General features: G+C 53.7%; 25 protein-coding genes. 20 read left to right on the top strand and 5 right to left on the bottom strand.

Going from position 1 to position 23,005, the window contains the following annotated elements:
• Window positions 1-3 precede the first annotated feature (3 nt).
• The 7 genes from FHS18_RS11605 (at window position 4) to FHS18_RS11575 (ending at window position 6,171) form a co-directional block, all read left to right on the top strand.
• Window positions 4-966, top strand: a complete 963-nt coding sequence (locus FHS18_RS11605) for an AAA family ATPase (RefSeq protein ID WP_183600191.1) — start codon at window positions 4-6, stop codon at window positions 964-966.
• A gap of 49 nt (window positions 967-1,015) precedes the next feature.
• On the top strand, window positions 1,016-2,113 hold the full coding sequence (locus FHS18_RS35150; protein WP_183600189.1) for a DUF58 domain-containing protein: 1,098 nt from the start codon (window positions 1,016-1,018) through the stop codon (window positions 2,111-2,113).
• Window positions 2,110-3,399 (top strand): DUF4129 domain-containing protein, encoded by a 1,290-nt coding sequence (locus FHS18_RS11595; RefSeq protein ID WP_183600187.1) that lies wholly within the window; start codon window positions 2,110-2,112, stop codon window positions 3,397-3,399. The genes FHS18_RS35150 and FHS18_RS11595 overlap by 4 nt, the downstream gene beginning before the upstream one ends.
• Window positions 3,400-3,496: 97 nt before the next feature.
• Window positions 3,497-3,847 (top strand): hypothetical protein, encoded by a 351-nt coding sequence (locus tag FHS18_RS11590; RefSeq protein WP_183600185.1) that lies wholly within the window; start codon window positions 3,497-3,499, stop codon window positions 3,845-3,847.
• Between the two features lie 191 nt (window positions 3,848-4,038).
• On the top strand, window positions 4,039-5,025 hold the full coding sequence (locus FHS18_RS11585) for an MsnO8 family LLM class oxidoreductase (RefSeq protein WP_183600183.1): 987 nt from the start codon (window positions 4,039-4,041) through the stop codon (window positions 5,023-5,025).
• A 63-nt stretch (window positions 5,026-5,088) separates the two neighbouring features.
• Window positions 5,089-5,460 carry a DUF3243 domain-containing protein gene (locus FHS18_RS11580; RefSeq protein ID WP_183600181.1) on the top strand — a complete coding sequence of 124 codons (372 nt, stop codon included), beginning with the start codon at window positions 5,089-5,091 and terminating at the stop codon, window positions 5,458-5,460.
• 153 nt (window positions 5,461-5,613) lie between these two features.
• Window positions 5,614-6,171, top strand: coding sequence for an SLOG family protein (locus FHS18_RS11575; RefSeq protein ID WP_183600179.1), 558 nt, complete (start codon window positions 5,614-5,616; stop codon window positions 6,169-6,171).
• Between the two features lie 40 nt (window positions 6,172-6,211).
• Here FHS18_RS11575 and FHS18_RS34915 read toward each other — a convergent pair whose 3' ends face one another.
• Both FHS18_RS34915 and FHS18_RS34910 read right to left on the bottom strand, forming a co-directional pair.
• Window positions 6,212-6,820, bottom strand: a complete 609-nt coding sequence (locus FHS18_RS34915) for an MFS transporter (RefSeq protein WP_343060502.1) — start codon at window positions 6,818-6,820, stop codon at window positions 6,212-6,214.
• Window positions 6,739-7,443, bottom strand: a complete 705-nt coding sequence (locus tag FHS18_RS34910; protein WP_281378712.1) for an MFS transporter — start codon at window positions 7,441-7,443, stop codon at window positions 6,739-6,741. Before FHS18_RS34910 ends, FHS18_RS34915 begins: the two co-directional genes overlap by 82 nt.
• 98 nt (window positions 7,444-7,541) lie before the next feature.
• On the opposite strand from FHS18_RS34910, the gene FHS18_RS11565 reads away from it, so the two are divergent.
• From FHS18_RS11565 to FHS18_RS11515, 11 genes are all read left to right on the top strand, one after another.
• On the top strand, window positions 7,542-7,745 hold the full coding sequence (locus FHS18_RS11565; RefSeq protein WP_183600177.1) for a hypothetical protein: 204 nt from the start codon (window positions 7,542-7,544) through the stop codon (window positions 7,743-7,745).
• Window positions 7,746-7,866: 121 nt separating this feature from the next.
• Window positions 7,867-8,175 (top strand): ABC transporter substrate-binding protein, encoded by a 309-nt coding sequence (locus FHS18_RS34905; protein WP_183600175.1) that lies wholly within the window; start codon window positions 7,867-7,869, stop codon window positions 8,173-8,175.
• Window positions 8,103-8,903 carry an ABC transporter substrate-binding protein gene (locus FHS18_RS34900; RefSeq protein WP_183600173.1) on the top strand — a complete coding sequence of 267 codons (801 nt, stop codon included), beginning with the start codon at window positions 8,103-8,105 and terminating at the stop codon, window positions 8,901-8,903. Before FHS18_RS34905 ends, FHS18_RS34900 begins: the two co-directional genes overlap by 73 nt.
• A 43-nt stretch (window positions 8,904-8,946) precedes the next feature.
• Complete coding sequence (locus FHS18_RS11550; RefSeq protein ID WP_183600171.1) at window positions 8,947-9,975, top strand: HD-GYP domain-containing protein; 1,029 nt, start codon at window positions 8,947-8,949, stop codon at window positions 9,973-9,975.
• 16 nt (window positions 9,976-9,991) lie between these two features.
• Entirely contained in the window at window positions 9,992-11,317 is a 1,326-nt protein-coding gene (locus tag FHS18_RS11545) for a sensor histidine kinase (RefSeq protein ID WP_183600169.1), read from the top strand.
• A 12-nt stretch (window positions 11,318-11,329) separates the two neighbouring features.
• On the top strand, window positions 11,330-11,971 hold the full coding sequence (locus tag FHS18_RS11540) for a response regulator transcription factor (RefSeq protein WP_409348547.1): 642 nt from the start codon (window positions 11,330-11,332) through the stop codon (window positions 11,969-11,971).
• 150 nt (window positions 11,972-12,121) lie between these two features.
• On the top strand, window positions 12,122-12,562 hold the full coding sequence (locus FHS18_RS11535) for a thiol-disulfide oxidoreductase DCC family protein (RefSeq protein ID WP_183600167.1): 441 nt from the start codon (window positions 12,122-12,124) through the stop codon (window positions 12,560-12,562).
• Complete coding sequence (locus tag FHS18_RS11530) at window positions 12,559-13,494, top strand: DoxX-like family protein (RefSeq protein WP_183600165.1); 936 nt, start codon at window positions 12,559-12,561, stop codon at window positions 13,492-13,494. Before FHS18_RS11535 ends, FHS18_RS11530 begins: the two co-directional genes overlap by 4 nt.
• Window positions 13,491-14,168, top strand: coding sequence for a DUF4166 domain-containing protein (locus FHS18_RS11525; RefSeq protein ID WP_183600163.1), 678 nt, complete (start codon window positions 13,491-13,493; stop codon window positions 14,166-14,168). The genes FHS18_RS11530 and FHS18_RS11525 overlap by 4 nt, the downstream gene beginning before the upstream one ends.
• Window positions 14,169-14,247: 79 nt before the next feature.
• Complete coding sequence (locus FHS18_RS11520) at window positions 14,248-14,418, top strand: DUF4025 domain-containing protein (RefSeq protein ID WP_183600161.1); 171 nt, start codon at window positions 14,248-14,250, stop codon at window positions 14,416-14,418.
• 124 nt (window positions 14,419-14,542) lie between these two features.
• Window positions 14,543-15,946: a phosphodiester glycosidase family protein gene (locus FHS18_RS11515; RefSeq protein ID WP_246427592.1), complete on the top strand. Its 1,404-nt coding sequence runs from the start codon at window positions 14,543-14,545 to the stop codon at window positions 15,944-15,946.
• Window positions 15,947-16,002: 56 nt separating this feature from the next.
• Here the strand turns inward: FHS18_RS11515 and FHS18_RS11510 are convergent, their stop codons facing one another.
• The 3 genes from FHS18_RS11510 to FHS18_RS11500 form a co-directional block, all read right to left on the bottom strand.
• Entirely contained in the window at window positions 16,003-16,659 is a 657-nt protein-coding gene (locus FHS18_RS11510; RefSeq protein WP_183600159.1) for a hypothetical protein, read from the bottom strand.
• A 553-nt stretch (window positions 16,660-17,212) separates the two neighbouring features.
• Entirely contained in the window at window positions 17,213-17,398 is a 186-nt protein-coding gene (locus tag FHS18_RS11505) for a hypothetical protein (protein WP_183600157.1), read from the bottom strand.
• Window positions 17,399-17,462: 64 nt separating this feature from the next.
• Entirely contained in the window at window positions 17,463-18,539 is a 1,077-nt protein-coding gene (locus FHS18_RS11500; protein ID WP_183600156.1) for a bifunctional 3-deoxy-7-phosphoheptulonate synthase/chorismate mutase, read from the bottom strand.
• Window positions 18,540-19,109: 570 nt separating this feature from the next.
• Here FHS18_RS11500 and FHS18_RS11495 point away from each other — a divergent pair.
• Window positions 19,110-21,095, top strand: a complete 1,986-nt coding sequence (locus FHS18_RS11495; protein ID WP_183600154.1) for a sensor histidine kinase — start codon at window positions 19,110-19,112, stop codon at window positions 21,093-21,095.
• Window positions 21,096-21,335: 240 nt separating this feature from the next.
• The gene (locus tag FHS18_RS11490; RefSeq protein ID WP_183600152.1) at window positions 21,336-22,397 is read left to right on the top strand and encodes a LacI family DNA-binding transcriptional regulator; all 1,062 of its coding nucleotides are present in this window, start codon (window positions 21,336-21,338) and stop codon (window positions 22,395-22,397) included.
• Window positions 22,398-23,005 lie beyond the last annotated feature (608 nt).

The raw sequence follows: 23,005 nt of genomic DNA, 5'->3' as shown, positions 1-23,005 counted from the left end.
CCCATGCATGCAGAGACGATTCAACGTCTTGCCGACCGGATCCGGCTCAATGTCGGTCAAGTTATCGTCGGGAAAGAAGCTATCGTAGACAAACTTATCATTGCAATTATCGCCTCCGGCCATGTCTTGCTGGAAGATGTGCCGGGCACAGGGAAGACGCTGCTGGCCAAAGCGGTCGCCCGTTCGATCGACGGAATATTTAAGCGCATACAATTCACGCCTGACCTGCTGCCGTCGGACTTGTCCGGCATTCATTATTACAATCAGAAGCTGTCTGAGTTCGAGTTCCGCCCCGGACCGATCTTCGCCAACATCGTGTTGGCCGATGAGATCAACCGCGCAACCCCCCGTACACAATCAAGTCTGCTGGAATGCATGGAAGAGCGCCAGATCAGCATCGACGGGACGACGCATCAGCTTGCCAAACCTTTTCTCGTTATCGCCACGCAGAATCCGGTCGAGCAGCAGGGCACGTTCCCGCTGCCGGAAGCGCAGCTGGACCGTTTCCTGTTCAAGATTCAGATGGGCTATCCGTCTACCGATGAAGGGCTGCATATCCTGCAACGATTCATGGCTGCGAATCCATTGGAGCAGCTAGGGCCGGTTGTCAGCGGAGCGGAGCTTGAAGCCGCTCAGCGCGAGTATACGGCTGTTCAAGTAAGGGAGGAACTGCTGCGCTATGTGCTCGCGATCGTGGAGGCGACGCGCTCGCATGAAGATGCGGCGCTGGGCGTTAGTCCTCGCGGCAGTCAGGCTTTGCTGCGGGCAAGTCAAGTGCATGCGGCGCTGCAGGGACGTGACTATGTCCTTCCGGACGATATTAAGGCGTTGGCCGTTCCCGTTCTCGCCCATCGGATTGTCGTGCGCAGCAGTCAGCGGCTGAAGAAAGACGCTTCAATCTCGATCGTGGAATCCGTGCTCCGACAAGTTCCGGTACCGGCGGATTCTCCTCTCGTCTCGAAATAGCTTTCCGAATCCGGGAGCGACTATCGAAACTAGGAGAGGAGGCAGCGAAGTGGCCATACATTGGCTTTTGTTATGTGCACTCATTGTCGTGTTCGTCCAGCGGCTGCTGTTTCGTTATATGGGACTCAAGCGGCTGACGTATATGCGAAGTTTCAATAAGAGGAGCTGTTACGCCGACGACCATGTAGAGATGGTCGAGCAGCTGGTTAACCGCAAGCGCCTTCCCGTACCATGGCTGAGAGTGGAATCGCTTCTGCCGAGCGGGCTGAAGTTCGAGGGACAGTTTAATTTCGAGGTAAGCAGCGGCCAATATTATCAGAACCATAGCAGCTTGTTCAGTCTGAAGGGGTACAAGCAGCTCACCAGACGCCACAACGTTCAATGTACGAAACGGGGCTGCTACCGGTTGGAGTCCGCTTCGCTAACATGCGGCGATCTGTTCGGTTTCTACCGGGTATGGCATCAGGTGAAGCTCTCGGAACAGCTGCTCGTGTATCCGCTTCCCCTGGACCGGGAAGAGCTGGAGCTGCCATCCAGCAGCTGGATGGGCGAGGTTGCCGTGAAGCGGTGGATCGTGCATGATCCGTTCGTCATCAGCGGCGCGAGACCCTATCAATCCGGCGACCCGCTAAAGGATATTAACTGGCAGGCCACGGCCAGAGCCGGAAGCTTGCAAGTTCACAAGCATGATTTTACGGCTGATTACAGGCTGATGATTATGCTGAATATCGAGGATCATGAAGGCATGTGGGAGACCGTGAACGACAGTGAGCGGATCGAGTACGGCATTCGCTATGCCGCCGGTGCGGCGCAGTTCGCGGCCGAGCAAGGGCTGGAATTCGGTTTTGCCTCGAACGGCCATGATATCGATTCTCCCGGTATGCCGATTATAGAGCCGCTGTCTGCCGGCGGCGAGCAGCTGGAAGGGACGTTAACGGCGATGGCGAGGTTGTCCATCGCCAGGAGCATTCCGTTCGACGTATTGGTCGAGCAGATGGCCAATCGATTGCCCGACCGCTGCGATGTCGTGATCGTCTCCGCCTTCTGGAGCGAGAAGCTGGAATCGGCAGCCGAACGACTGCGTTCGGAAGGCCATGGCGTATATTGGGTCAATATCGGCATTGAGAAAGAAGGTGCCGCGGCATGACGCGAATTCGCGAAACGCTCCTCGTATGGCTTCGAGGCCTGGTTGAGGCGATCATGTATTTGCCGCTTCTGCTTGTGTTCGACGGGTATATGCCGGATCACGCTTCTATTTGGAGCGGTCTGGTCGGTCTTCTGCTTGGTTACCCGATTGGTTATTGGCTGAACCGTTTGGCCGGTTACAGGCATCCGTTTCCGATCCTCATTGGCGCCATTGTAATTGGATGCTTTTATGGCGTAATCCTTGGCGGCGTCTCATTGCCGGGCGTGTTCGCATCCACGGCCATGGCTTGCGGTATATATCGTGGTGCGCGAATGGTCGGAAGCTTCTGGCAGGAGCGATTTACGATCGGCCATTTCGGCGGTGGGTTGCTGCTATACTTTATCTATTCCGCCATTCTTCTGCGCCTTGACCGGTTCACGGAACACCGTACATTATTTATCGTTTGCGGTTTGGCCGCTCTAGTTCTGATGCTGGCGTATACGAATAAGCGAATCGTAGAAGGCGAATCGAATCAACGCGGCGGGACCGCCCAGGTTGAACGCGCTGTACGAATGCTTAATTCCGGATTAGTAGGAATCGTTATAGCGGTTGCGATCTTTCTTGTATTTACCAAGCAGCTGCAGCTTTGGTTCAGCTCCGCATGGGACCGGGTTGCGGATTGGATCGTAGCTTTGCTCACGCGCGAACCCGAGGAAGCCGCTCCGTTGGACGAACCGGCAGCGCCAGAACCGCAACAGCCGATGCTGCCCGAAGCAGCTGAGCAAGATCCATCTCCGTGGTTGGATTGGGTCATGTACGGTTTGGTGGCCGTGGTGGGATTGTTCGTCCTGTGGCTTCTTCTGCGAAGGGCCAAGCATCTTCCGGGCTGGATTCGAAAGATTGCCTCCGAATTCAGAAAGTTATTCCGGCGGCAGCGGGCGACGACGGCTCAAGGCTATGTGGATGAAGTCGTTGCGATCGATAGACCGAACCGCTGGCGGCAATGGCTGAAGCGAAACTTGTCCAAGGAACCGCGCGCGCAGTGGTCGGATTTAACGGATAACCGGGAGAAGCTTCGCTACTTATATCGTTACTGGCTAGCTTTGCTTGTAAAGGATGGTCAACCGTTCGAACCTTCGAATACCCCGCTGGAGATTGGTCGGCAAGCTGTTGATCAGCAGCGCGTTCCTACCGCTTCCATAACCGGAATTGCAGACTTATACTCGGCTACGAAGTACGGGGATAAGGAAGTTGGCCCTGACAGATTGGAGCAACTGGCACAGCAACTGCAGGTCAAACGCAAATAGGCAGGGATTTTGCGTAAAAAAGATGCGCTTGCATACATATCGTGCCAGTTCATGCAGCATACTAGAGCTATTCCGTATGCTGACAGGAGGGTTCGAAATGAATATACAGGAGCAACCGATCAACAGCCAGCAGATGTCTTACGAGCAATTCCAGCAGCAAGTGCAACAGCAGCAGGAGCAGGAGCGGATTCAAGCCCAACAGGCACTTCGCCAAGTAGGTCTTGATCCTCGTTCGCAGCAAGTGAATTCGATCGTTATGGAGCTGCAGAGCATCCAACAGGAGCTCGCGTTGGCCGAGAATCAAATCCAAATGCAAATGGATGCTCAGAAGCGCCAAATCCAAGCGATTCAGCAACGACTGACGCAAGCTACGCAGCAGTTCAAAACCTCCGCAGTTTCTGCTTCGGCAACAACGCAGCCGATACAAACACGCGGGTTTACTCAATAAGGAACGAGAGCCGGCAGGACACATGTCTTGCCGGCTTTTAATGCTCAGTAAGGCAGCTTCAATCTCTGCGTGACGACTCATACGACGCAGTTAGTAAACTTGGTAAAGCATAAATAGCTGACTTATATGTATTCCAACTTGAATCCTGAAATCCCACGGTTTGACAGCAGGATCTATCCTTAGGCACAATAATGATATTCGATAATGTTGTGCTGACGAAGGATGTGATTATACTGCCGACTTTGAAACTTGGCGTGCTTGACCTAGTACCCGTTTACGGGAAGCTTGACGATGAGACCGCGCTGAAGCAGGCGGTACAGCTTGCTCAGGCTGCCGAGGAACTTGGCTATATCCGGTACTGGACGGCAGAACATCACGGCATGCCTATGCTGGCTTGCGCCTCGCCGGAAGTGCTGCTTGCCCATATTGGAGCGCGGACGAATAAGATTCGGCTCGGCACCGGCGCATTGCTCCTGCCCCACTATAAGCCGCTGAAGGTGATGGAGAACTTCCATTTGCTCGCTTGCCTTTACCCTGACCGGATCGATCTAGGCTTAGGCCGAGCGCCGGGCGGTTCCGGACCGGTCAGCTTGTCGCTGAGCGATAATTTCATTGCGAACATCGCAAAAGTGCCTGAAGCGTTGCGGACGTTACTGCAGCTTCGGGACGGGACGTACAAGGTGGAAGGAGAGTCGGTAATAGCACGGCCGTCGCCTCGAATACCGCCGGAAGTGTGGCTGCTTGGGACAAACAAAAAGAGCGCGGCACTTGCGGCGGAGAACGGTACCGGGTATGTGTTCGGTCAGTTCATGTCGGACGTCAATGGCGTGGAGGTCGTGCAAAGTTATCGAACCGCATTCCAACCAGCGGCAGCTTCTCCCGAACCGCGGATCATCGTTGCGATCGGAGTCATCTGTGCGCCGACGGATGCAGAGGCACAACGATTAGCCGCTGAAGCGGATGCGCTGTATCCCGTATCCGCAAGCGGGGAAGCCATCCCGCAAGATGCGGTTCCCAAGCGGCTTGTCGGCACGCCGCCAGCCATCTTGGACGAGCTCGAGAAGCTGGCGAACTTGTACGGTACCGACGAGTTTCTCATACAGACGGCTATCCCTGATTACGCCAAGCGTATGTTGTCCTACGAGGCGCTCGCTCAAGAGAATTCCAAGCGCACCTGATTCAAGCTTGTCCGCCGACGTTAAAGATACGTGTAGCAAACAAGCGAATAGGAGGCGTTAACGATGAGCGAACGCAATCACGCAGTGACGAAGGATGGAGACGTAAAGGCTAGTCGTATCGAGGACGCGCTGGAGCGCATGAGTGCTGAGGATAAGGAAAATATATTGAGCGATTTCAACGCGTTCAAATCTTACCTGGCGAAGCGGGTAAAATTGGCGAAAGCAATCGGCTTGAATGAGGAGCAGATGGCAGTTGCCGCGCAGAAGATCGCCCAATATCTGTCCGAGCGGGAAGAGCCGCGCAATAGCGAGGAAGCGCTGCTGCAAGAGTTGTGGAAGGTCGGCGAGGAGCAGGAGCGTCACGCGCTTGCCCATATGCTAGTACGCCTTGCCCAGCAGAACGATACGTCCAGCCAATCGGGCAGCATTAATTAATATAAGCTTGGTCCAAAGGTGTGCAAGCTGCTCAAGTAGCGGCTTGCACACCTTTTTGCCGTCAAGAAAAGCCGAGCGTCATGCTTTGCTTTCTCCGGATAAGCACGTTACACTAATGAATATTCTATCCGTATTCGCAATAAGGAGCAGTCTATGAAAAACCTGCTAGTTACAGGCTATAGGGCCCATGAGCTCGGCATATTCGACCAGAAGCACAAAGGGATTCCTTTCATTAAGAAGGCCATTGAGAATAAACTCATCCCCTTGATTGAAGAAGGCCTGGAATGGGTCATCACCCCGGGACAATTCGGCGTTGACCTGTGGGCATGCGAAGTCGTCATTGAGCTTCGCAAGCAGTATCCGCAGGTGCGGCTATCGATCATCGCAGCTTACCAGAACCCGGAGGAGAAGTGGAGCGAGACCAAGCAAGAGTATTATCGCGGCATTCTGCGAGATGTGGATTATTACGCAAGCGTCAGCAATCAGCCGTATGACGGCGTCTGGCAGCTGAGGGCCAGAGACGATCTTCTCTTCCGGAAGACCGACGGGATTCTGCTGTTCTATGATGAAGATAACGGCGAGGCCAGTCCCAAATTCGTCAAGCAGCGTGCGACAAAGAAACATGAAGAGGAAGGCTACGGCTTTATCACGATAACAGCCGATGATGTCCAGAGCGTGGCCGACGAGCAAAGTTGGGACTATACCCAATAAAAATTAGCAATCCCCACTAGCAACGCTGGACTAATAAACGTTAGATCCTCCACAAGTTGCCGAATCGGCAAACGAGGAACAAGATGACATTGGCGAACGCGGCTGCAATGAACACCCACTCCGACTGAGCAAGCTGCGACATCCAGCCTGCGGCGAAGATAGCTGCGGGCATAGCTAGTTTGAAGGCCGAGCCGGTTATGCCGTTAATTCGTCCGATGAGCCGGTGAGGCGTAGTCTCTTGACGATAGGTCCAGACGCAGACCGTAGAGATTGCGCCAAGCAAACCTTCCAGGAATAAGCCGGCCGCAAGCGTCACGGGATGTCGGCCTGCGATCATGAGCAAATAGGCGATTCCGGTCAGCAGCGTCGTAACCGTCAGGATCACGCCAAGCCGATATCGGCGTCGGAGCGGGCTGATCATGAAGCTGCCGAGAAGTCCGCCGGAACCTGCAGCCGATAAGGCGAGCCCGAGTTCTCCGTTCCCGAGCCGAAGCGAATCTTTGGCATAGTAAATGACCGTCGTATCGACCATCCCGGTGGTTGCATTCAAGAAAACGACGAATAGCGTCATCTGCCACAGCGGGCGGCAGCTCCGGAGCCATCGCCAGCCCTCTGCAAGCTCGGACCAGAATCCTGCTCGGCTATGCACGTTGACAGCCTCTTCGGATTGAAGGACAGCAGCAACAGGAATGCCGCCACGAAACTTCCTGCCGTCAGGAGTAAGCCGTCATGCAGATCGGTGAGCAACAAGATCAATCCGGTAAGCACAGGACCCATAATGCCTACAAGCGTCGTAACGAATGTGAACGAAGCATTGGCCTTGGTTAGCGAAGCGGTGGGCAAAGCCTGCTTCACGAGGGCTACGCGGGCATTCGCATACGCATATCCGAAGAGCATCAGCAAGAATCCTCCGCAATAGTAGAGCGCCTCGGAATGATGACCCCTTGCAGCTCCCATATATAGGCCGACGAGAATGACGATCTGCAGCGCGACCGCCCACAAGCTCCAGGCTTTCTTCCGCACGCGGTCCACAAGAACGCCGATGAATGCGGCAAACAGCAGATTGGGCAAAAATTCGATCCCGCGCATCGTGGACATCGCGACAGAGGAATGAGTTTGCTCATAAAGGATGAGCGGCAAAGCCAACTCGTATATTTTGTTCCCCACTGCAAGTATCTCGCCAGCAAGGAGAAGAAGGATGAAGTTTGCGTTCGTCCAGAGCGTCGGCGCCGGTTGCGTAGCGGCTAGGCCCGGAATGTTCTTAGGTACCATGGCTATTGGCTCCTCTTTACGTCAGATTTGATCCTCAGTATACTGGCATAAAAGAAGAAGAAAAAGCGAAGGGTGCAAGTTGAGGTTTTCGCCTTTTAATGCAAGATCCGGCATATGTGTCGAGGCGCACGGAGGCGCATTGGGTCGAACAAATATTCAATACGCTTGTTACGTATTCCGCCGTGCACCGGGAAGTGAGACCCTCGCTCGCCCATTACTGGGAGTGGGATGCGACAAGGACGAGATGGGAATTCCATCTGCGCAAAGGGGTCCGATTCCAACATGGCCGTAATATGACGTAGCCTTTACGATAAATCGGATTAAGCGGCTTGGAACCTCGGAATGGCTGACGGGAAGGATCGTCGATGTCCGGGTAACAGGAACCTACAGTATAGCGTTGGAATTCGCGAGCCTGTTGCCTGCGTGCTGGAAGCGCTCTGTACGGAACGGTTCTCGATTGTACCCGAAGATATCGTGGAAGCGGACAGGGGCGGCGAATTCGCAAGGCTGCCGATCGGGACAGGACCGTTCCGAATGGTGGAGAACATCAGCTCGATGCTCGTCTTGGAAGCGAATGAAAGCTATTTTGAAGGCTGCCCGCATCTGGACCGCATTGAGATGTGGGTGTGGCCGAACTATGAGGGCTACATAGGGACAATGTGGCCGCTGACCGCCAGAATGCCCAACTTCGCTACTTCGAAGCCCATCAGGCGGGAAGCAGTCCGACCATAAGCCAGCTCGAACAAGGCAGCACTTATCTGACCTTTAACTTAAGCAAACCATCGGTGCTTCAGGATATCCGGCTGCGCCAAGCGATTCATTACGCCATCGACCGCACTTCGTTAATTACAGACTTGGGCGGGATCCGACAGCAGCCGGCGTCGGGATTTTTTGTCCGGCCATATGAAGCTGCTTACGGCTCGAATCGGGATGAAGCCAAGGCGAGAATGTTGGTGGCGCAATCTATTTATCAAGGCGAGATCATCCGATTATATACCTATACGATGCCGAGCAATGAGCAGAATGCGCAGTGGCTGCTCCAAGCTTGCGCGAAGATCGGCGTTCTCGTCGAGATCGTAGTCGTACCGATCGAACAATTGTACGAGCCTGATACGATCCAGCAGGCGGATTTGATCGTGGTAGGCGAAGTGCTGGGCGAACAACCGGATATCACGTTAATCGAGATGTATACCTCTAGGACGGGATTCATTCGCAATCATTTGAGTATCCAAGATCGGGCAATGGTCGATGGGAAAATCTCGGACTGCTTGAAGGAAACAGATGCTCGAGCGCGCTTGAATGTGCTGCATCGCATTCAGGAGGAGCTGAAGAACGCGTACAGCCTGCTGTTTCTCTATCATTCGCTGCAGGTAGCCGATTATGACCAATCCCTGCACGGCATCTCGCTCAATGCGTGGGGCAAGGTGAATTACAAAGATGTCTGGGTAAGAAGAACATAGCGATACGAGGAACGGGCCGGATCGATAAGGGGACGAATAGCGAATGAGATATATGAGTGTAGAAAGCGTAGAGCCAGGTCAGTATTTGGGCAAGACGGTCTATTCCGCGAACGGGACGGTCATGCTGGCTGCCGGCGTGCAGCTGACGGTCTTCATGATTAATACGTTGAACCGTATCGGGGTTACGATGCTTTATATACAAGACCCGAACTTTAGCGACGTCGAGACGGAGGAGATCCTGAGCGACAAGACGAAGCAGGCGGTCATGCGGGAGATGAACGATACGTTCGAGGCAGTACGCTCAGGCAAAGAGTGGAGTACGAAAAAACTAAGCATGAGCGTCAATCAGATTATGGACGACGTGCTCAGCAACCGCGCGGTACTCGTGCAATTGACCGATATCCGGACGAAGGATAATTCCAGGTATGTCCATGCGCTGAACGTCTGCCTCATCTCCACGTTAATCGGCATGAATATGGGGTTGAATACGACGCAGATGAAAGATCTTGCGATCGGCGCCCTCATGCATGACGTTGGCAAAGGAAACATGACGACGAAGGAAGATCCGGCGCTGGATCTGAAACAACATCATACGTGGCGCGGATACGAGCTGCTCAAGAGCAAGCATGAGTTCAACCTGCTGATCGCCCATGTTGCGCTGCAGCATCATGAACGCCTCGATGGCAAAGGGCTGCCGAGAGGTCTGAAGTCGCCGGATATTCACCTGTTCGCGAAAATCGTCGCTGTGGCTAATCAATACGATAATCTGATCAATCCCTTTGACGGATCCGGGCTTCTGCCTCACGAAGCGTGCGAACAGCTCATGGCGCTGTCGGATATCGGCCTTGACCGGGATGTCCTGATTCAATTCACGCGTATTATCTCCGTCTATCCGAACGGGATGGCGGTCCGCTTGTCGACCAAGGAGACGGGAGTCATCGTACGCCAGCATCGAGGCTTGCCGGGCAGGCCGGTCGTGCGCATTGCCCGCGGCGACGGCGATGAACTGCAAGTCAGCGAGATTGATCTAGCCGAACATACGACGGTTTTCATTGAAGCTGTACTTGCTTGATCGGAGTTGAGGAGGCATGCTTTATTACTTTGCCGGATTAGTGTTGGCTGCGGTGATCTTGCTCGCAACCAACCATCGGAGCGCGACGAATCGCGCGGCTGCGTTCTTCCTGTCATGCGCCGCTATCGGTGGACTGGAGAGTCTTCTGCTAGAGCTGCCATGGAAGGGATGGGCGCGGTTAGCCCAGCTGTTGAACGTCACATTGACGCCTTACGGCGTTCTGTTGTTCGGGCTGGTATACTATGGCGACAATAGGTTCGTGAGTACTCGGCCAAGGATGAACGCTTTTTACGGCTGCTTGCTTCTTCCGCCGCTCATGACCATTGCCTTTGCTTGTCTGTTCGATGACCTTCAGGTGAACTACCGGTTCGTGCTGATGTGGGCGGCCCCTTACTACTTGGCTTCGTGCTGGCTGCTCATCCGCTCTCTCTGGAAAGAGCAGAATCGCATGATGAGGCGTAACCGCCTTATTACGACGGTCATTATGGTCCCGACCTTGCTGGCCGTACTCGCTTTCGTCTATGCAGGCCGAGCGATTGCGCCGGATTTCCCGTTCTTCCGTTACATCGCCTTCTTCTTCGGTTACTCCTTCGCGGCAGCGCTGCTGTGCGTTTTTCTGTACGGCGTTCTCGGCGTCAAGCTGCGCATCGAGCATGACCCGCTCGAGACGGCGATGAAGTCGGCGGCCTCCGGCACCGCGCTGCTCAATCATACGATCAAGAACGAAGCGGGCAAAATCGCGCTAAGCACCCTTAATCTGCGCCATTCCATCGAAGCCGGCAGCCCGCAATCCGCGGACCATCTGGCGATCATCGAGCAAGCCTCCGCCCAGATGCTGCAGATGGCCGGCAGAATCCATGGTCAGATGAAGGAAATCGTCCTGGAAGAGCAGCCGTGCCGGATCACGGAGCTGATGGAAGCTTGCAGAGCTAACCATCAGCCGCTGCTGGCCGAGCGCGGCATCTTGCTCGAGGCGGACTATCTGGCCGATCCCGTCATGAGGATCGATGCGTTTCATATGAAAGCGGTCCTCGACAACTTGATTCATAATGCCGCGGAAGCAGTGGGCAAGGGAGGCATCATTACGCTTGCAGTCACCGAGACGAAACAGCATATGATCCTCTCCGTCAAGGACAATGGCAGAGGCATCCCGCCAGACGAGGTAGCCCGGGTATTCGAGCCCTTCTATACGACCAAGAGTACGGCGGCCAACTTCGGCTTAGGTTTATCGTATGCGTACAAAGTGATGCAGCGGAGCGGCGGCACGGCAGAGATGACCAGCCGCGTAGGCAGCGGCACCGTCGTTTCGCTTTATTTGCCCCGCCGCAAGCTGTCAGGTTGATCGGAGGAGAGCATGCTGAAGCATATTCGAGTGTTTATGGTGGAAGACGACCCTGACTGGATCAAGGCGATGACGGCTTTCCTGAACCGTGAGGAAGATCTGCTCGTGGTTGGGGCCGCGACGAATGCAGAGGAAGCGATCGGGCTTGCACGGACATTGGATTTCGACATCGTACTTATGGATATTCAATTGTCGGATCAAGGACACGACGGAATTTACACCGCCATGGAAGTCCACGATATTCATCCGGCCAAAATCATCATGTTAACGTCCATGCAGGACGAACAGACGATGACCAAAGCTTTTACCGCCGGCGCGATCAACTACTTGGACAAAACGCGTTATCTGGAGTTGCCGCATGCGATTCGTGCCGCCTATCATCATCCAACGGCGATGGAAGCGCTCCTCAAAGAATTCGCCAGGCTGAAGCGGGAGGAGCAGTTGAAGGAGCTAACGGTTGCCGAACGCGAAGTATTCGAGCTGATCGAAGAGGGGTATACCCAGACGCAGATCGAGAAGAAGCTGTTCAAGGCCGAGAGCACGCTCAAGAACCAGGTGAATAAGATTCTGAAAAAGTTCGGCGTCAGAAGCAGCAAGGAAGCGATCGAGAAGGTCCGCAAGCGGGGGCTTCACAACCCGAAAGAGGAACGGTAGAGTCGGATACACGGGCGCAAGCATGCTGTACGAGCAGGGGGGGGACTACAAATCGTAGTACCCCCTTGCTGCGTTGTTCTATGAAAGTGAGGACTTAATCGCAAGGCTGCATCGCGGCTACAATGAAGTCAGACAGGAGGGGAAGCGGACATGAAAACATCGAGTGCTGGCGACAGCCGCGAAGCGATTCTATTGGTGGACGGCGAATGTGCGCTCTGTCACTGGATTACCGCTTTCGTGATGACAAGAGACGCTGCTCGGAGGTTCCAATTCGGGTCGCTACAATCGCCTGCAGGCTTGCAGCTTCTGCGCGAATATCAACTTCCATTGGATATGAATACATTCGTCATGATTCAAGAAGACAGGGCTTATACGAAGTCTGATGCGGCCTTGCGCGTACTCAGACAGCTAGGCGGTTTATGGCCGCTGGCATCCATTAGCATCATCATCCCTCGAGCGCTGCGAGATTTCGTCTACGACCGTGTGGCGAATAATCGATATCGCTGGTTCGGCCGCAGGGAACTGTGCAATCTTCCGGCAGCCAAGGAACGAGGCCGATTAATAGATGGGGACGGAGGCGGGGCAGCATGAAACGGGCAAAGCCGATTTTCGTGGAACTGCAGATGCAGACGGAGCTTGAGACATTATGGGAGCGCACGCAAACGCCGGCATTGCATGAGCAATGGGATTTGCGATTCTCCTCGATTACCTATTTGCCCCAAGAGAAGGGCAAACCGCAGCAGTTTCGTTATACAACCCATATCGGCTTCGGTATGGCTGTCGAAGGAACCGGGGAGACGCGGGCAAGGAAGGATCTCCGATCCGGCGAGCGTCTATCGACATTGGTATTTGCTTCGGATCAGCCGATCTCCCTTATACGAGAAGGCAGGGGCTACTGGAAATATGAACCGAACGGAGACGGCGTGCTGTTCACGACAAGATATGACTATGAGACGCGTTTCGGCCTTGCCGGACGATTGCTGGACCGCTGGCTGTTCCGCCCCTTATTCGGTTATGCGACCGCATGGAGCTTCGATCTGCTGCGTATTTGGCTGGAGAAAAGCATTGCGCCTGCCGTGACGATCGAACGCGCCCTCCTGCATTATGTAAGTGTTGCGGTGCTTGCGATTCTCTGGGGGTATGAAGGCCTCGTGCCGAAGTTGCTCTTCCCGGAGAGCGGTGAGCTTGAGCTGCTTGAGCGAACAGGATGGGCTGCAGGAGGCGGACATTCCTTGCTGATGGCGCTTGGAATAGTGGAAATTGCAGCGGCTGTAGCCGTCATCAAGTTCCACCGGCACAAATGGTTGTACCGTGGCCAGCAGCTTGCGCTTATTCTGCTGGCGGGCATTGCGATCGGCGCGCAGCCCGGTTTGCTGGCCGCTCCTTTTAATCCGCTAACGCTCACAATTCCGATGCTCGCTGCAGCCTTCGTAGCCGAGCGAACGATGACGGATTTGCCGCAAGCAAACCGCTGCCGTCGTGCAGCCCCGATAAGCGGCGTGGAACGAGGTGTTGGCGTATGACCTCCATCTATCAATTGGCGATGGGCAAGGCATTCGATCAGCTGCATCCGTGCATTCAAGCACGATTCGGATTCAGCAGCCAGGATCGCCTCGCCTCGATTGGTCAAGGCGTGATGGATCGGATCTGGTATGCCAAGTGGGCGGCTGCGCCACTTATGCTGGGGACGACCCGCCATATCATGTTTCCGCAGGGAGGCCGCGGAATTCCGTTTCATATCGCGAATTTTGCCTACCGGGACAGCTATGGACGCGAGACGGTAACTTGGCTGCGGACCTTCAAGTTCCCGCGCAAGATTCGCAAATTCGACGCTACGATGATATATAGCGGGGCACGTGACCGTATCGTGGATTATCTCGGCAATAAACAGCATCTCGCCGTCGATCTTGACCTGTCTGTCGCGGACAACGGCGGACTGCGCATCCGGTCGACCGACCAACGATTTTATGAGGGCAGGCTAGGATTTGCGTTCCCGAAGCTATTCACCGGCGAAGCGGATGTGTGCGAATGGTATGACGATGAAGACGCTTGTTACCGGATATCGGTACGCGTACGCAACCCTTTGCTTGGCCTGGTGTTCGCCTACGATGGCCGCTTTCAAACGCATTTCGTGGAGATGGATCAAGGGCGCATTCCGCTGGAGGCAAAGCCGCTGCGTGAAGAATGGAGGGAGTAATGTTCTTGTTATTTTCCTCCGGGTTTCGGACATACTAACCTGCACAGGAACGAATTGGCGGAAGGAGGCGAGCACAACGATGAGCGAGCAAAAGCAGCAATCTCAGCAGCAGTCCAATCTGCAGGGCAATGATCTGACGGAAGAGCAGCTTAATGATGTCTATATGGCTGGCACCAGCGACGGCATTCAACAGCTGGCGAATGGGATCGTCAAGATCGAGAACGAGGGCTATGACGAAGAACAGAAGTAGCTGAACGGAAGAAGCTTCGCTTGGGCGAGGCTTCTTTTTTTGCGAGCACCTCTTCATAATAATGGGACTTCTTCCGATGAATTAGGAACAGAAGTCTTTGATTGTGAAGGGGAAGAAGATTGTGATGCGTAAGCGTACAAGCAAGAAAGCACTGGTATTAGGAATGTTGGCAGCAGCAGTTTTAACCTATGCCATCCCTGCGAACGTGTATAAAACTAATGGGATTGCGTCAGCGGCTACGTCAGCAACAGGCACAGTAGAATTGGGCGTTGCCGCAAGCATGTTGTCGTACTCGCAAACTTCGATTACGCTGCCGCTTGGCGCGCGTCTGCCGCTGGCACTCAAGCTTCAAGCTGGCGAAGGGTTGCGCATTGCATATACGACAGGCAATCCTGCGATAGCCAAGGTGAATGAACAAGGGGTGCTCATGCCGGTCAAGGCCGGGCAGACTACGGTAACGATCAAAGGGTTCGGCACCTCCGGCGTCACAATGCTGCGAATACCGCTTACGGTTACAGCTTATTCCGCTACCGGGTTGAAAGCCGTCTATGCCAAGCGCAGCGTGAAGGCTGCCGGCGCGACATTCCAGGTGCAGACCGTCACGATCCCCAAAGGGATGCCGGTTACGACGGGGCTGGCCTCGCGAAAGGTCGGCGCAGTTCAATCGTTAAGCGCGATTGCAGCGGCCTATCAAGCGGAGGTTGCGATAAACGGAACATTCTTCGAAGCTTACAATGGCGCCCCGGATCCGTACGGGAACGTGATTGTCAACGGAATGCCGGAGCATTTTTGCAGTTATGGTACGACCATCGGATTCAAGTGGGACGGCAGTGCGGTCATGGATACGCTGCGGATGAAAATTTTCGGCAAAGTAGAGAGCAGTTCGGGGACAGTGAGCAGTTGGTATACGTATTTCATGAATCGCGGGCCGGTGTCTGCCACTACAGCCGCTTTTTTCACTCCGACTCGGGGAACGCAATTGGGCTTCAAAGCCGGCATCGCGATTACCGTTCGCAGTGGTGTTGTCACGAAGATTGCCTATGGCGAGAACAGCGCTATTCCGAAGGACGGTTACGTGCTCGTCTTCCAAGGGAACGAGAAGTTCCAAGCAAATCGCTTCCATCTCGGCGATAAAGTGTCGTATGAAGTTACGTACGAGGACGACCAGGGCAAAGCGTTGGACTGGAGCATGGTGCATACGGCGATCGGGGCTGGACCCCGATTAGTGAAGGATGGCAAAGCAGCCGTCTCGCCAGATGCCGAGGGTTTCAAAGATCCGAAGATTCTGACTGGCGGCGGCGCACGAAGCGGCATCGGGATTCGCAAAGACGGCTCGATCGTGCTGGCAACGGTTGGAGGCGCCACGATTCATCAGTGGGCGCAAATCATGTTGGGGCTCGGGGCAGTCCAAGCGATGAATCTGGATGGCGGCGCTTCTTCAGGCTTGTATGCGAATGGCAAAACCATAACGACGCCGGGACGTGAGCTCAGCAACGCCCTCGTTTTCGGAAATAAACTGAAGTGGTAGCATGTTCAAAAGGCCAACCAGTGCGCTTCAAGCGTGAATGGATTGGCCTTTTGGCATCAATGTGCGTTCGTCCTAGCTTTGTTGAAGCGGCCGATGCCAGCTAGCATCGCGATAATGAGGATCAGCTCGAACACATTGGTAAGCGCCGAACTTTCCACCGGGATCGGAATCGATCGCCCAATGAACAAGATGGCTACGCCAATAAGCAGCCACGGCCATTTGCGTTTGATGGCCAACGCGAGACCGAGCAGCAACAGGATGCCGGCCACGATAATTACCATAATCGGTGCGCCGCTCTCCTTAACGGGCGTATAACGGAGGACGCCATATTCGCTTACAGCTTTCAGCGCACTGACCTCGTCCAAGGCGACCAGGATACTTTGATACACGATCAGTCCCGCCGTTACAAGCCAAGCTAGTATGAAGGAGAGGGACCCTGCATGCCATCCGCGAATTCGGCTAAGATGCATAATCGCCCAACCTACGATGACCAGTAACGGGGTAAACCAGGCATGAAACCAGAACCGGGGGAGGCTGAGGGTCCGCAATAATTCGCCTTCGCCTACGAATTTCCCAATCGCGATAATGGCATTATCATAAAGCAGCCCAAAGATGACGAGCGCAATCAAATGGTGCAAATGGAATGTGCGCTGACGTATGATGTCCCTCAAGGCAATGACGAACAGTACGGTATAAGCGAGAGTCATCGCCAAGTAAATGTAGATATCGATCCGAATCAGTCCTTTCGTATGGATACCATTAATTTACCCAAGGGTCGGTTTTTATTATCAATAATATGATTGGGATTGGAAAAGAATACGATAATCCGCGAACAAAGCTCGAAGGAAAAAAACGTAAAGCGTGTCCACAAAGTGGACGTTAAGCGAGGAATAACTCGTAGTAGCATTCGTGAAGCAACAAAACAGGTCTGCTCCTCAAGGCATAAAAGCCACGAACGAAGCTCGAACGGAGAGCTTTGTCCACGAAAAATGCTGCGATGAGTAAAACTCATGCAGCATTTTTCGTGGACAAGAGCGGGCCAACATCGAAAGGATACATCGAGGACGGCCGCGTTTCGTATCACGCCAATTACGGGTGTCAAGAGGGCCGTGGCCCTTTGTTCCCCTCGGCGGAGGGGGAAGGGGCGAGGGTGAAAAAGGGTGAAAAAGGGTGAAAAAGGGTTTAAGGGGCAGCCCTCCATCCTTCACCAAAGCGGGTTCCAAGGGGCGGACAGCCCCTAGCACTCCCCGAATGGGGTCCAAGGGGTCATACCCCTTCCTGCTCCAGCCGATAGTCGTCCGTCTTCTCCCCGTCTTCCCAAACCTCGACGAATAAGGCGTCGCAATTTTCGAAATCTTCAGGCTTCAAGGACAATGCTTTTTCCTCGTCCGGGCCGACGTACACATTCTCCATCCCGTCTTCGTTAAACGCAAGTATGACATACAGCTTCATCTTCTCATCCCTCCAGCTCATCATGCATCTACGCATTATACCATACTCGCGGGAGAACAGGAGATTATCGCGGTACGAGAGTGAAGTTGCGCACGTCATCGTAGAAACGCGTGAATTCCTCGAAATTAAGCTGCTGCTGGGCATCGGACAACGCGGTGGCCGGATTCGGATGCACCTCGACCATGACGCCGTCAGCTCCGGCGGCAAGGGCGGCTTTGGCGCAAGGGGCGAGAATATCTTTGCGACCGGTGGAGTGCGTGACGTCCACCAGGACAGGCAGATGGCTTTCTTGCTTCAGAATCGGCAAGGCTGAGATGTCTAGCGTATTGCGGGTTGCTTTTTCATACGTGCGGATGCCTCTCTCGATCAGCATGACCTGCGTGTTGCCTCGCGACACGATGTATTCGGCGGCATGGAGGAACTCGTCAATCGTCGCAGCCAGACCGCGTTTGAGCAGAATCGGTTTGCGGATATCGCCGGCTGCCTTCAGCAGCTCGAAGTTCTGCATATTGCGGGCGCCGATCTGGATGACGTCAATGTATTGGCAGGCAAGCTCGATATGGGCCGGATCGACGATTTCGCTGATCGTGCGCAGGCCGAATTCATCGGCGACTTCCTTCAGGATGCGTAAGCCTTCGATACCAAGTCCCTGGAAATCATACGGCGAAGTCCGAGGCTTGAACGCGCCGCCACGCATCACGGTGATACCCGAGGTCTTCAGATGGGCAGCCACTTGGCGCACTTGTTCATAGCTCTCTACCGAACACGGACCGGCGATCATGATCGGCGAACCGCCGCCAACCTCAACTCCGCGGATAGAGACGATCGTATCTTCCTTCTGCTTCTTCCGGCTGACGAGCAGATGTTTGGTATGGTCGACCTGCTGCAGCTTGAGCGATGCTTGAAAAATGTGCTTGAACAGGTGACGGATCGTCTCATCGTCGAATGGACCGTTGTTCGCGCTCGTCAGCTCGGCCAGCATATGATTCTCCCGTACCGGATCGAACTTCGGCACGCCTTGTTTTTCTTTCTCGATGCCGATCTCCTGGGCAATTCGGGCACGTTCGGACAATAGATCGAGCAGGGACATATTCACCTCATCCAGACGTTTGCGCAATTGATCCAATTTGGTTTCGCTCATGTTCATTCGCTCCTTAACATGCAAAAGTAGAATTAAAATGAAAAACAAAAAGACTCCTCCTCCGCAAGGGACGAGAAGTCGTGGTACCACCCTAATTAGCATGGACAATCCGTAATCGCATCACGATTACGCTGGACCTATGCTCACTTTGAACCTTTAACGCAGGTATACGGGCAGCCCTACTGAATACGCGGAAGATACATGCGTATCCGTTCAGGTACCGGCTTGGGAGTGAACTTCGGCAAGGTGCTTCCAGCGGGTGCTCTCAGTCGGCGGCAACCCGTCCCTGTCTTGGAATCCGTCCTGCTTACTCTCTCCGTCATCGCCTGTGGCTTTATGATTGGAATGACTTGAATGCATTCTATACGATCGCAAAAATGATATGCAAGCACACGATTTAACGCTAGATTGCTGCATCGTGATAAAGCATGCGATAAACCATAATTGTAAGAAAGCGGCCTCTCGTATACAATGGGAAGGTGAATACGACAGTTTTAACCATGCACAATCCGCTTAGAATTTCATCCTCGTAATACATCCATTCTGCGTGATAGAGAAGGAGAGTGCCCCATGTCGTCCTCGGGCAGGCAGCTGATGAAGCTGCTATTCAAATACGCTTGCTTCAGTGCGATCATCATCGCTTGTTTTGTCAGTTTAACCGCACTCATCAACGACGGGTTGCGAATACCCAATTTCCCGACTGCCTATAGCAGTTTGGAGCCTGAGCTTAGAAGCGAGATCTACTTGGGCGAAATCCCCGTAAGCAGCGGGCATGTGCAAGATTCGACAATCGCTTGGCGAAGTTTGACATCCGTGCTGGGGACGGAGGAGGCGGCCCGATTTGCCGGCGAATACTGGGTGAAGTTAAGGCCGCATCAGTTAAAATTGCGCGAGCCAAGCTTATGGATCCGCGGTCTCCAGCACTATGAGGTTTATGTAAACGACGAGCGCGTACAGAGCTTCAACATGCGAATGAACCCTTATGTGAAGACGGACAATCATTTTCGGCTTCAGCCCGTTCCGGCAGAGGGCGAAACTTATATTCGCATTATCCAGCCCGAACCCGGCATAGAGCTCTATGAAGCGACAGTGATGATGACGAGCGCGGAGAAAGCGTACAGTCACATTTTCCGTCAGAATGCGGTCAAGATGATGCTTGGCATTATTTTCGTGTTTATCGGTCTTGTTGCGTTGTTCGCTTACGCGGCCAATAGACGACAGCTGTATTATCTGTTCTTCTCGCTAATGGCCCTGGGGCAAGGGCTAGGATGCGTGCTCAATTCTGAGGCGCTCGATTATTTTGTCGATACGTCTACGGCCAATTATTTCTATCCGCTGGTTCTGCCGCTGTCGATGCTGGCTTACATCGCGTTTCTCGAACAGCTTTATCCGGCTGTCGGCCGAGGCAGCATCCGATTCTGCCGTCGAATCGTGCTTGTTTATTACATTGGCTGCGCCATGGTGGCTTGGATCGATCAGCCGTTATTCCTAGCGCTTACCGGTCAGCCATTCCATCTGATGCTAGCTAGTATCTTGCTTGTCATCTCGGTTTCTCTCGTTCGGAACAGCGGCTTCCAGGTAGATGGCAAAATCGAATGGGTGCTGTTCGGCAACGCGATCATGGTCTTCCTCTGGCTGCACAAATGGATGTTCGCCCAATTCCCGTCCGTCTACGTCTGGATGTACGATCATTGGCCGCTCTATACGTTCTACTGGGCCACGGATATTGTCTACGTAGCCGGATTCGTCTTCGTCCTGTGCATGGGGATGGTGCTCGCATCGCATTTTCGCGAAATTCACCACCAAGCGCAAACGTTTGCGGCCGAACTGTCGCATTTGAATCAATCGCTGGAAGAGCAAGTACGCGAGCGTACGGCGGTGCTGGAAGAGACGCATGCGCAGCTGGAAGCCTCGATGAAGGAGACATTCGAAGCGCTGAATGAGGTTGCCATCTGGGAAGAGCGCAACCGGATTTCGCACGAAATCCATGACATTCTCGGTCATAAACTGACAGGAGCCGCCATTCAGCTCGAAGCGGCCAAACGGCTGATGCCCAAAGACCCGGAACAGGCGCAGAACAAGCTCGATGCAGCGCTGGAATCGGTGCGCAAAGGCCTAGTCGACGTGAGGGCCGCCGTTCGCATGATGAAGGACGACTTCAGCCGGGCAAATCTTCCGGACACGCTTAACGAGCTGATGGATGAGACGGAGCAAATGACGGGCATTACGATTACCCGGGATATTCGACCGCTTCCGGAATTGGACGCCAAGCATAAAAAAATCATTTATCACGCGCTGCAAGAGGGGCTGACGAATGGCATCAAGCATGGCCGATGCCACCGATTCGATTTCAAACTGTATACCGATGGCGATATGATCGCCTTCCTGCTGCATAACGACGGAACGCCTTTCGCTGCGGTCCCGGACGGATTCGGCTTGTCGACGATGCGCGAACGGATCAGGCTGCTCGGCGGATCGGTCGAGATGTCCCGCGCGCACGGTGATCCTGCAGGCGCACTGCTCAATATTCGTATTCCGCTGCAAGAGCCGGCTTGAGCGTAATGCGGTGCAATGCTGCGAATAGCAAGGCAAAGCTCGATCTGATCTAGCCGGCGGATCGGGCTTTTTGATCCCACAATGGTCCGTGTGGATGGTTGTCTTACATGTGAAAGGAAGAAATGGATGTACATGGGAATCTATAGACGCGAAACCAGCATTCATGCTATGATCTGTCCGTAAAACGTCTTTCATAGCTTGCGGTTCGATTGGCAAAATGATGTAAAAGGGTGACAATTTATGAAACCGATTACAGTATATGATATCGCGAAGGAAGCGAATGTCTCCGTAGCAACCGTATCCAGAGTGTTGAACAATACCGCACCCGTAAAGAAAGCGACTAGAGACCGAATTACCGAGCTTATTAACAAGTATCAGTTTCAGCCCAATGCGCTGGCACGCAGCTTGACGAAGAAAGAAACGGGCATGATCGGAATTATTTTGCCTGATATCACGAATCCGTTCTTCCCGGAAATTCTCGCAGGCTTCGATAAGGCGGCGCGCTCGAAAGGGTACACGTATTTCCTGTGCGATACCGTATCCTCGAACGAGGACAACACCGATCAATATGCCCGAGAGTCCCAATACTTAAGTCTCTTGATGGAGAAACAGGTGGACGGAATCGTCATGATCGGCGGCCGGATTGACCTGGCTAAGCCGGGACAAGAGCTGACGAACGAAGTGATGGAATTGGGCAAACGTGTGCCCATCGTGCTAGTCAACGGCAATCTGCCCGGAGCAGGGTTAACGAGGGTCGCTGCCGACGAGAAGCTTGGGGCTGAATTGGCCACGCAGCATCTCATTGACCAGGGGCACAAGGAAATCGCCATCATCGGCGGGTTCAAGCACATGTCCAATACAATCGCGCGAACGCAAGGTTTCACTCGCACGATGGAGAAGAACGGTCTCCCGATCCGCAAGGAATGGATGATCAATGGCGGATTTTCGGTACGGAAAGGATTCCGGTTCATGGAGGAGCTGCTGCAAGGTAAGGTACGGCCGACTGCCGTCGTGTGCGTCAACGATCTGATTGCGTTCGGTGCGCTTAAGGCAGCTACGAAAGCGGGGCTGCGAGTGCCGGATGATCTGTCTTTGGTCGGGTATGACGATATTCCGTTCGCATCCTATACGAGTCCGGAGCTCACGACGATTTCGCTGAAGGCAGAGGAGCTCGGCAGCCAGGCGGCCGATATTCTGCACAAGTTGATTACGAAGAACAAGGTGCCGAAACTGACCAAGATTGTGCCGGAACTACGGATTCGCGAGTCGACCGCACCTCCAGCATCGCTGTCAGCCAATTAGAGGGGAGGACAAATATTCCCAATAAAAAGGTTGACAGCACGGAATACAGCGTATAGAATCACAAGTGAAAGCCCTTACATTACCCGAATGCTATTTATGAAACCCGTTTCATTTCATCTTCGTGCTCACCTTACAAGCTTGGTTCGTCATATGATAACTTGTTTCCAACGATTACCAATAAGTGCTTTGGATATGGTTTTATGATTACCGACGCTTCCCTTCTGTATCAGGCAACTCTAACTGAGTCATGCTGCACCCCACATCACTGACCAAACTTACTTCATCGATCCTGCGTGCTAATACGCAAACCAATTGAACAATGCTGCGATACCCATACTTAATCGCAAACCAAATTCACGCTTGAGCGAGCCTCGTACTAGCTCGCAAACCAAATTCAATCTTGACCAATGCTGCGAGCATCGTACTAGCTCGCAAACCAAATTCAATCTTGAACAATGCTGCGAGCCTCATACCAACTCGCAAACCAATGTTCACCTAGACATCCCATTGACGGTTACATGATCTAACTGCAATTGATGTCCTTATTTTCGCATATAATGTAACGGGTTTCATGAAATGGGTTACACAGATCGACAACGATAGCCAAG

The sequence above is a fragment of the Paenibacillus phyllosphaerae genome, assembly GCF_014192105.1.
GTDB lineage: Bacteria > Bacillota > Bacilli > Paenibacillales > Paenibacillaceae > Paenibacillus_Z > Paenibacillus_Z phyllosphaerae.
The sequence above is the reverse complement of the archived record's forward strand: the minus strand, read 5'-3'. Positions and strand labels throughout refer to the sequence as shown.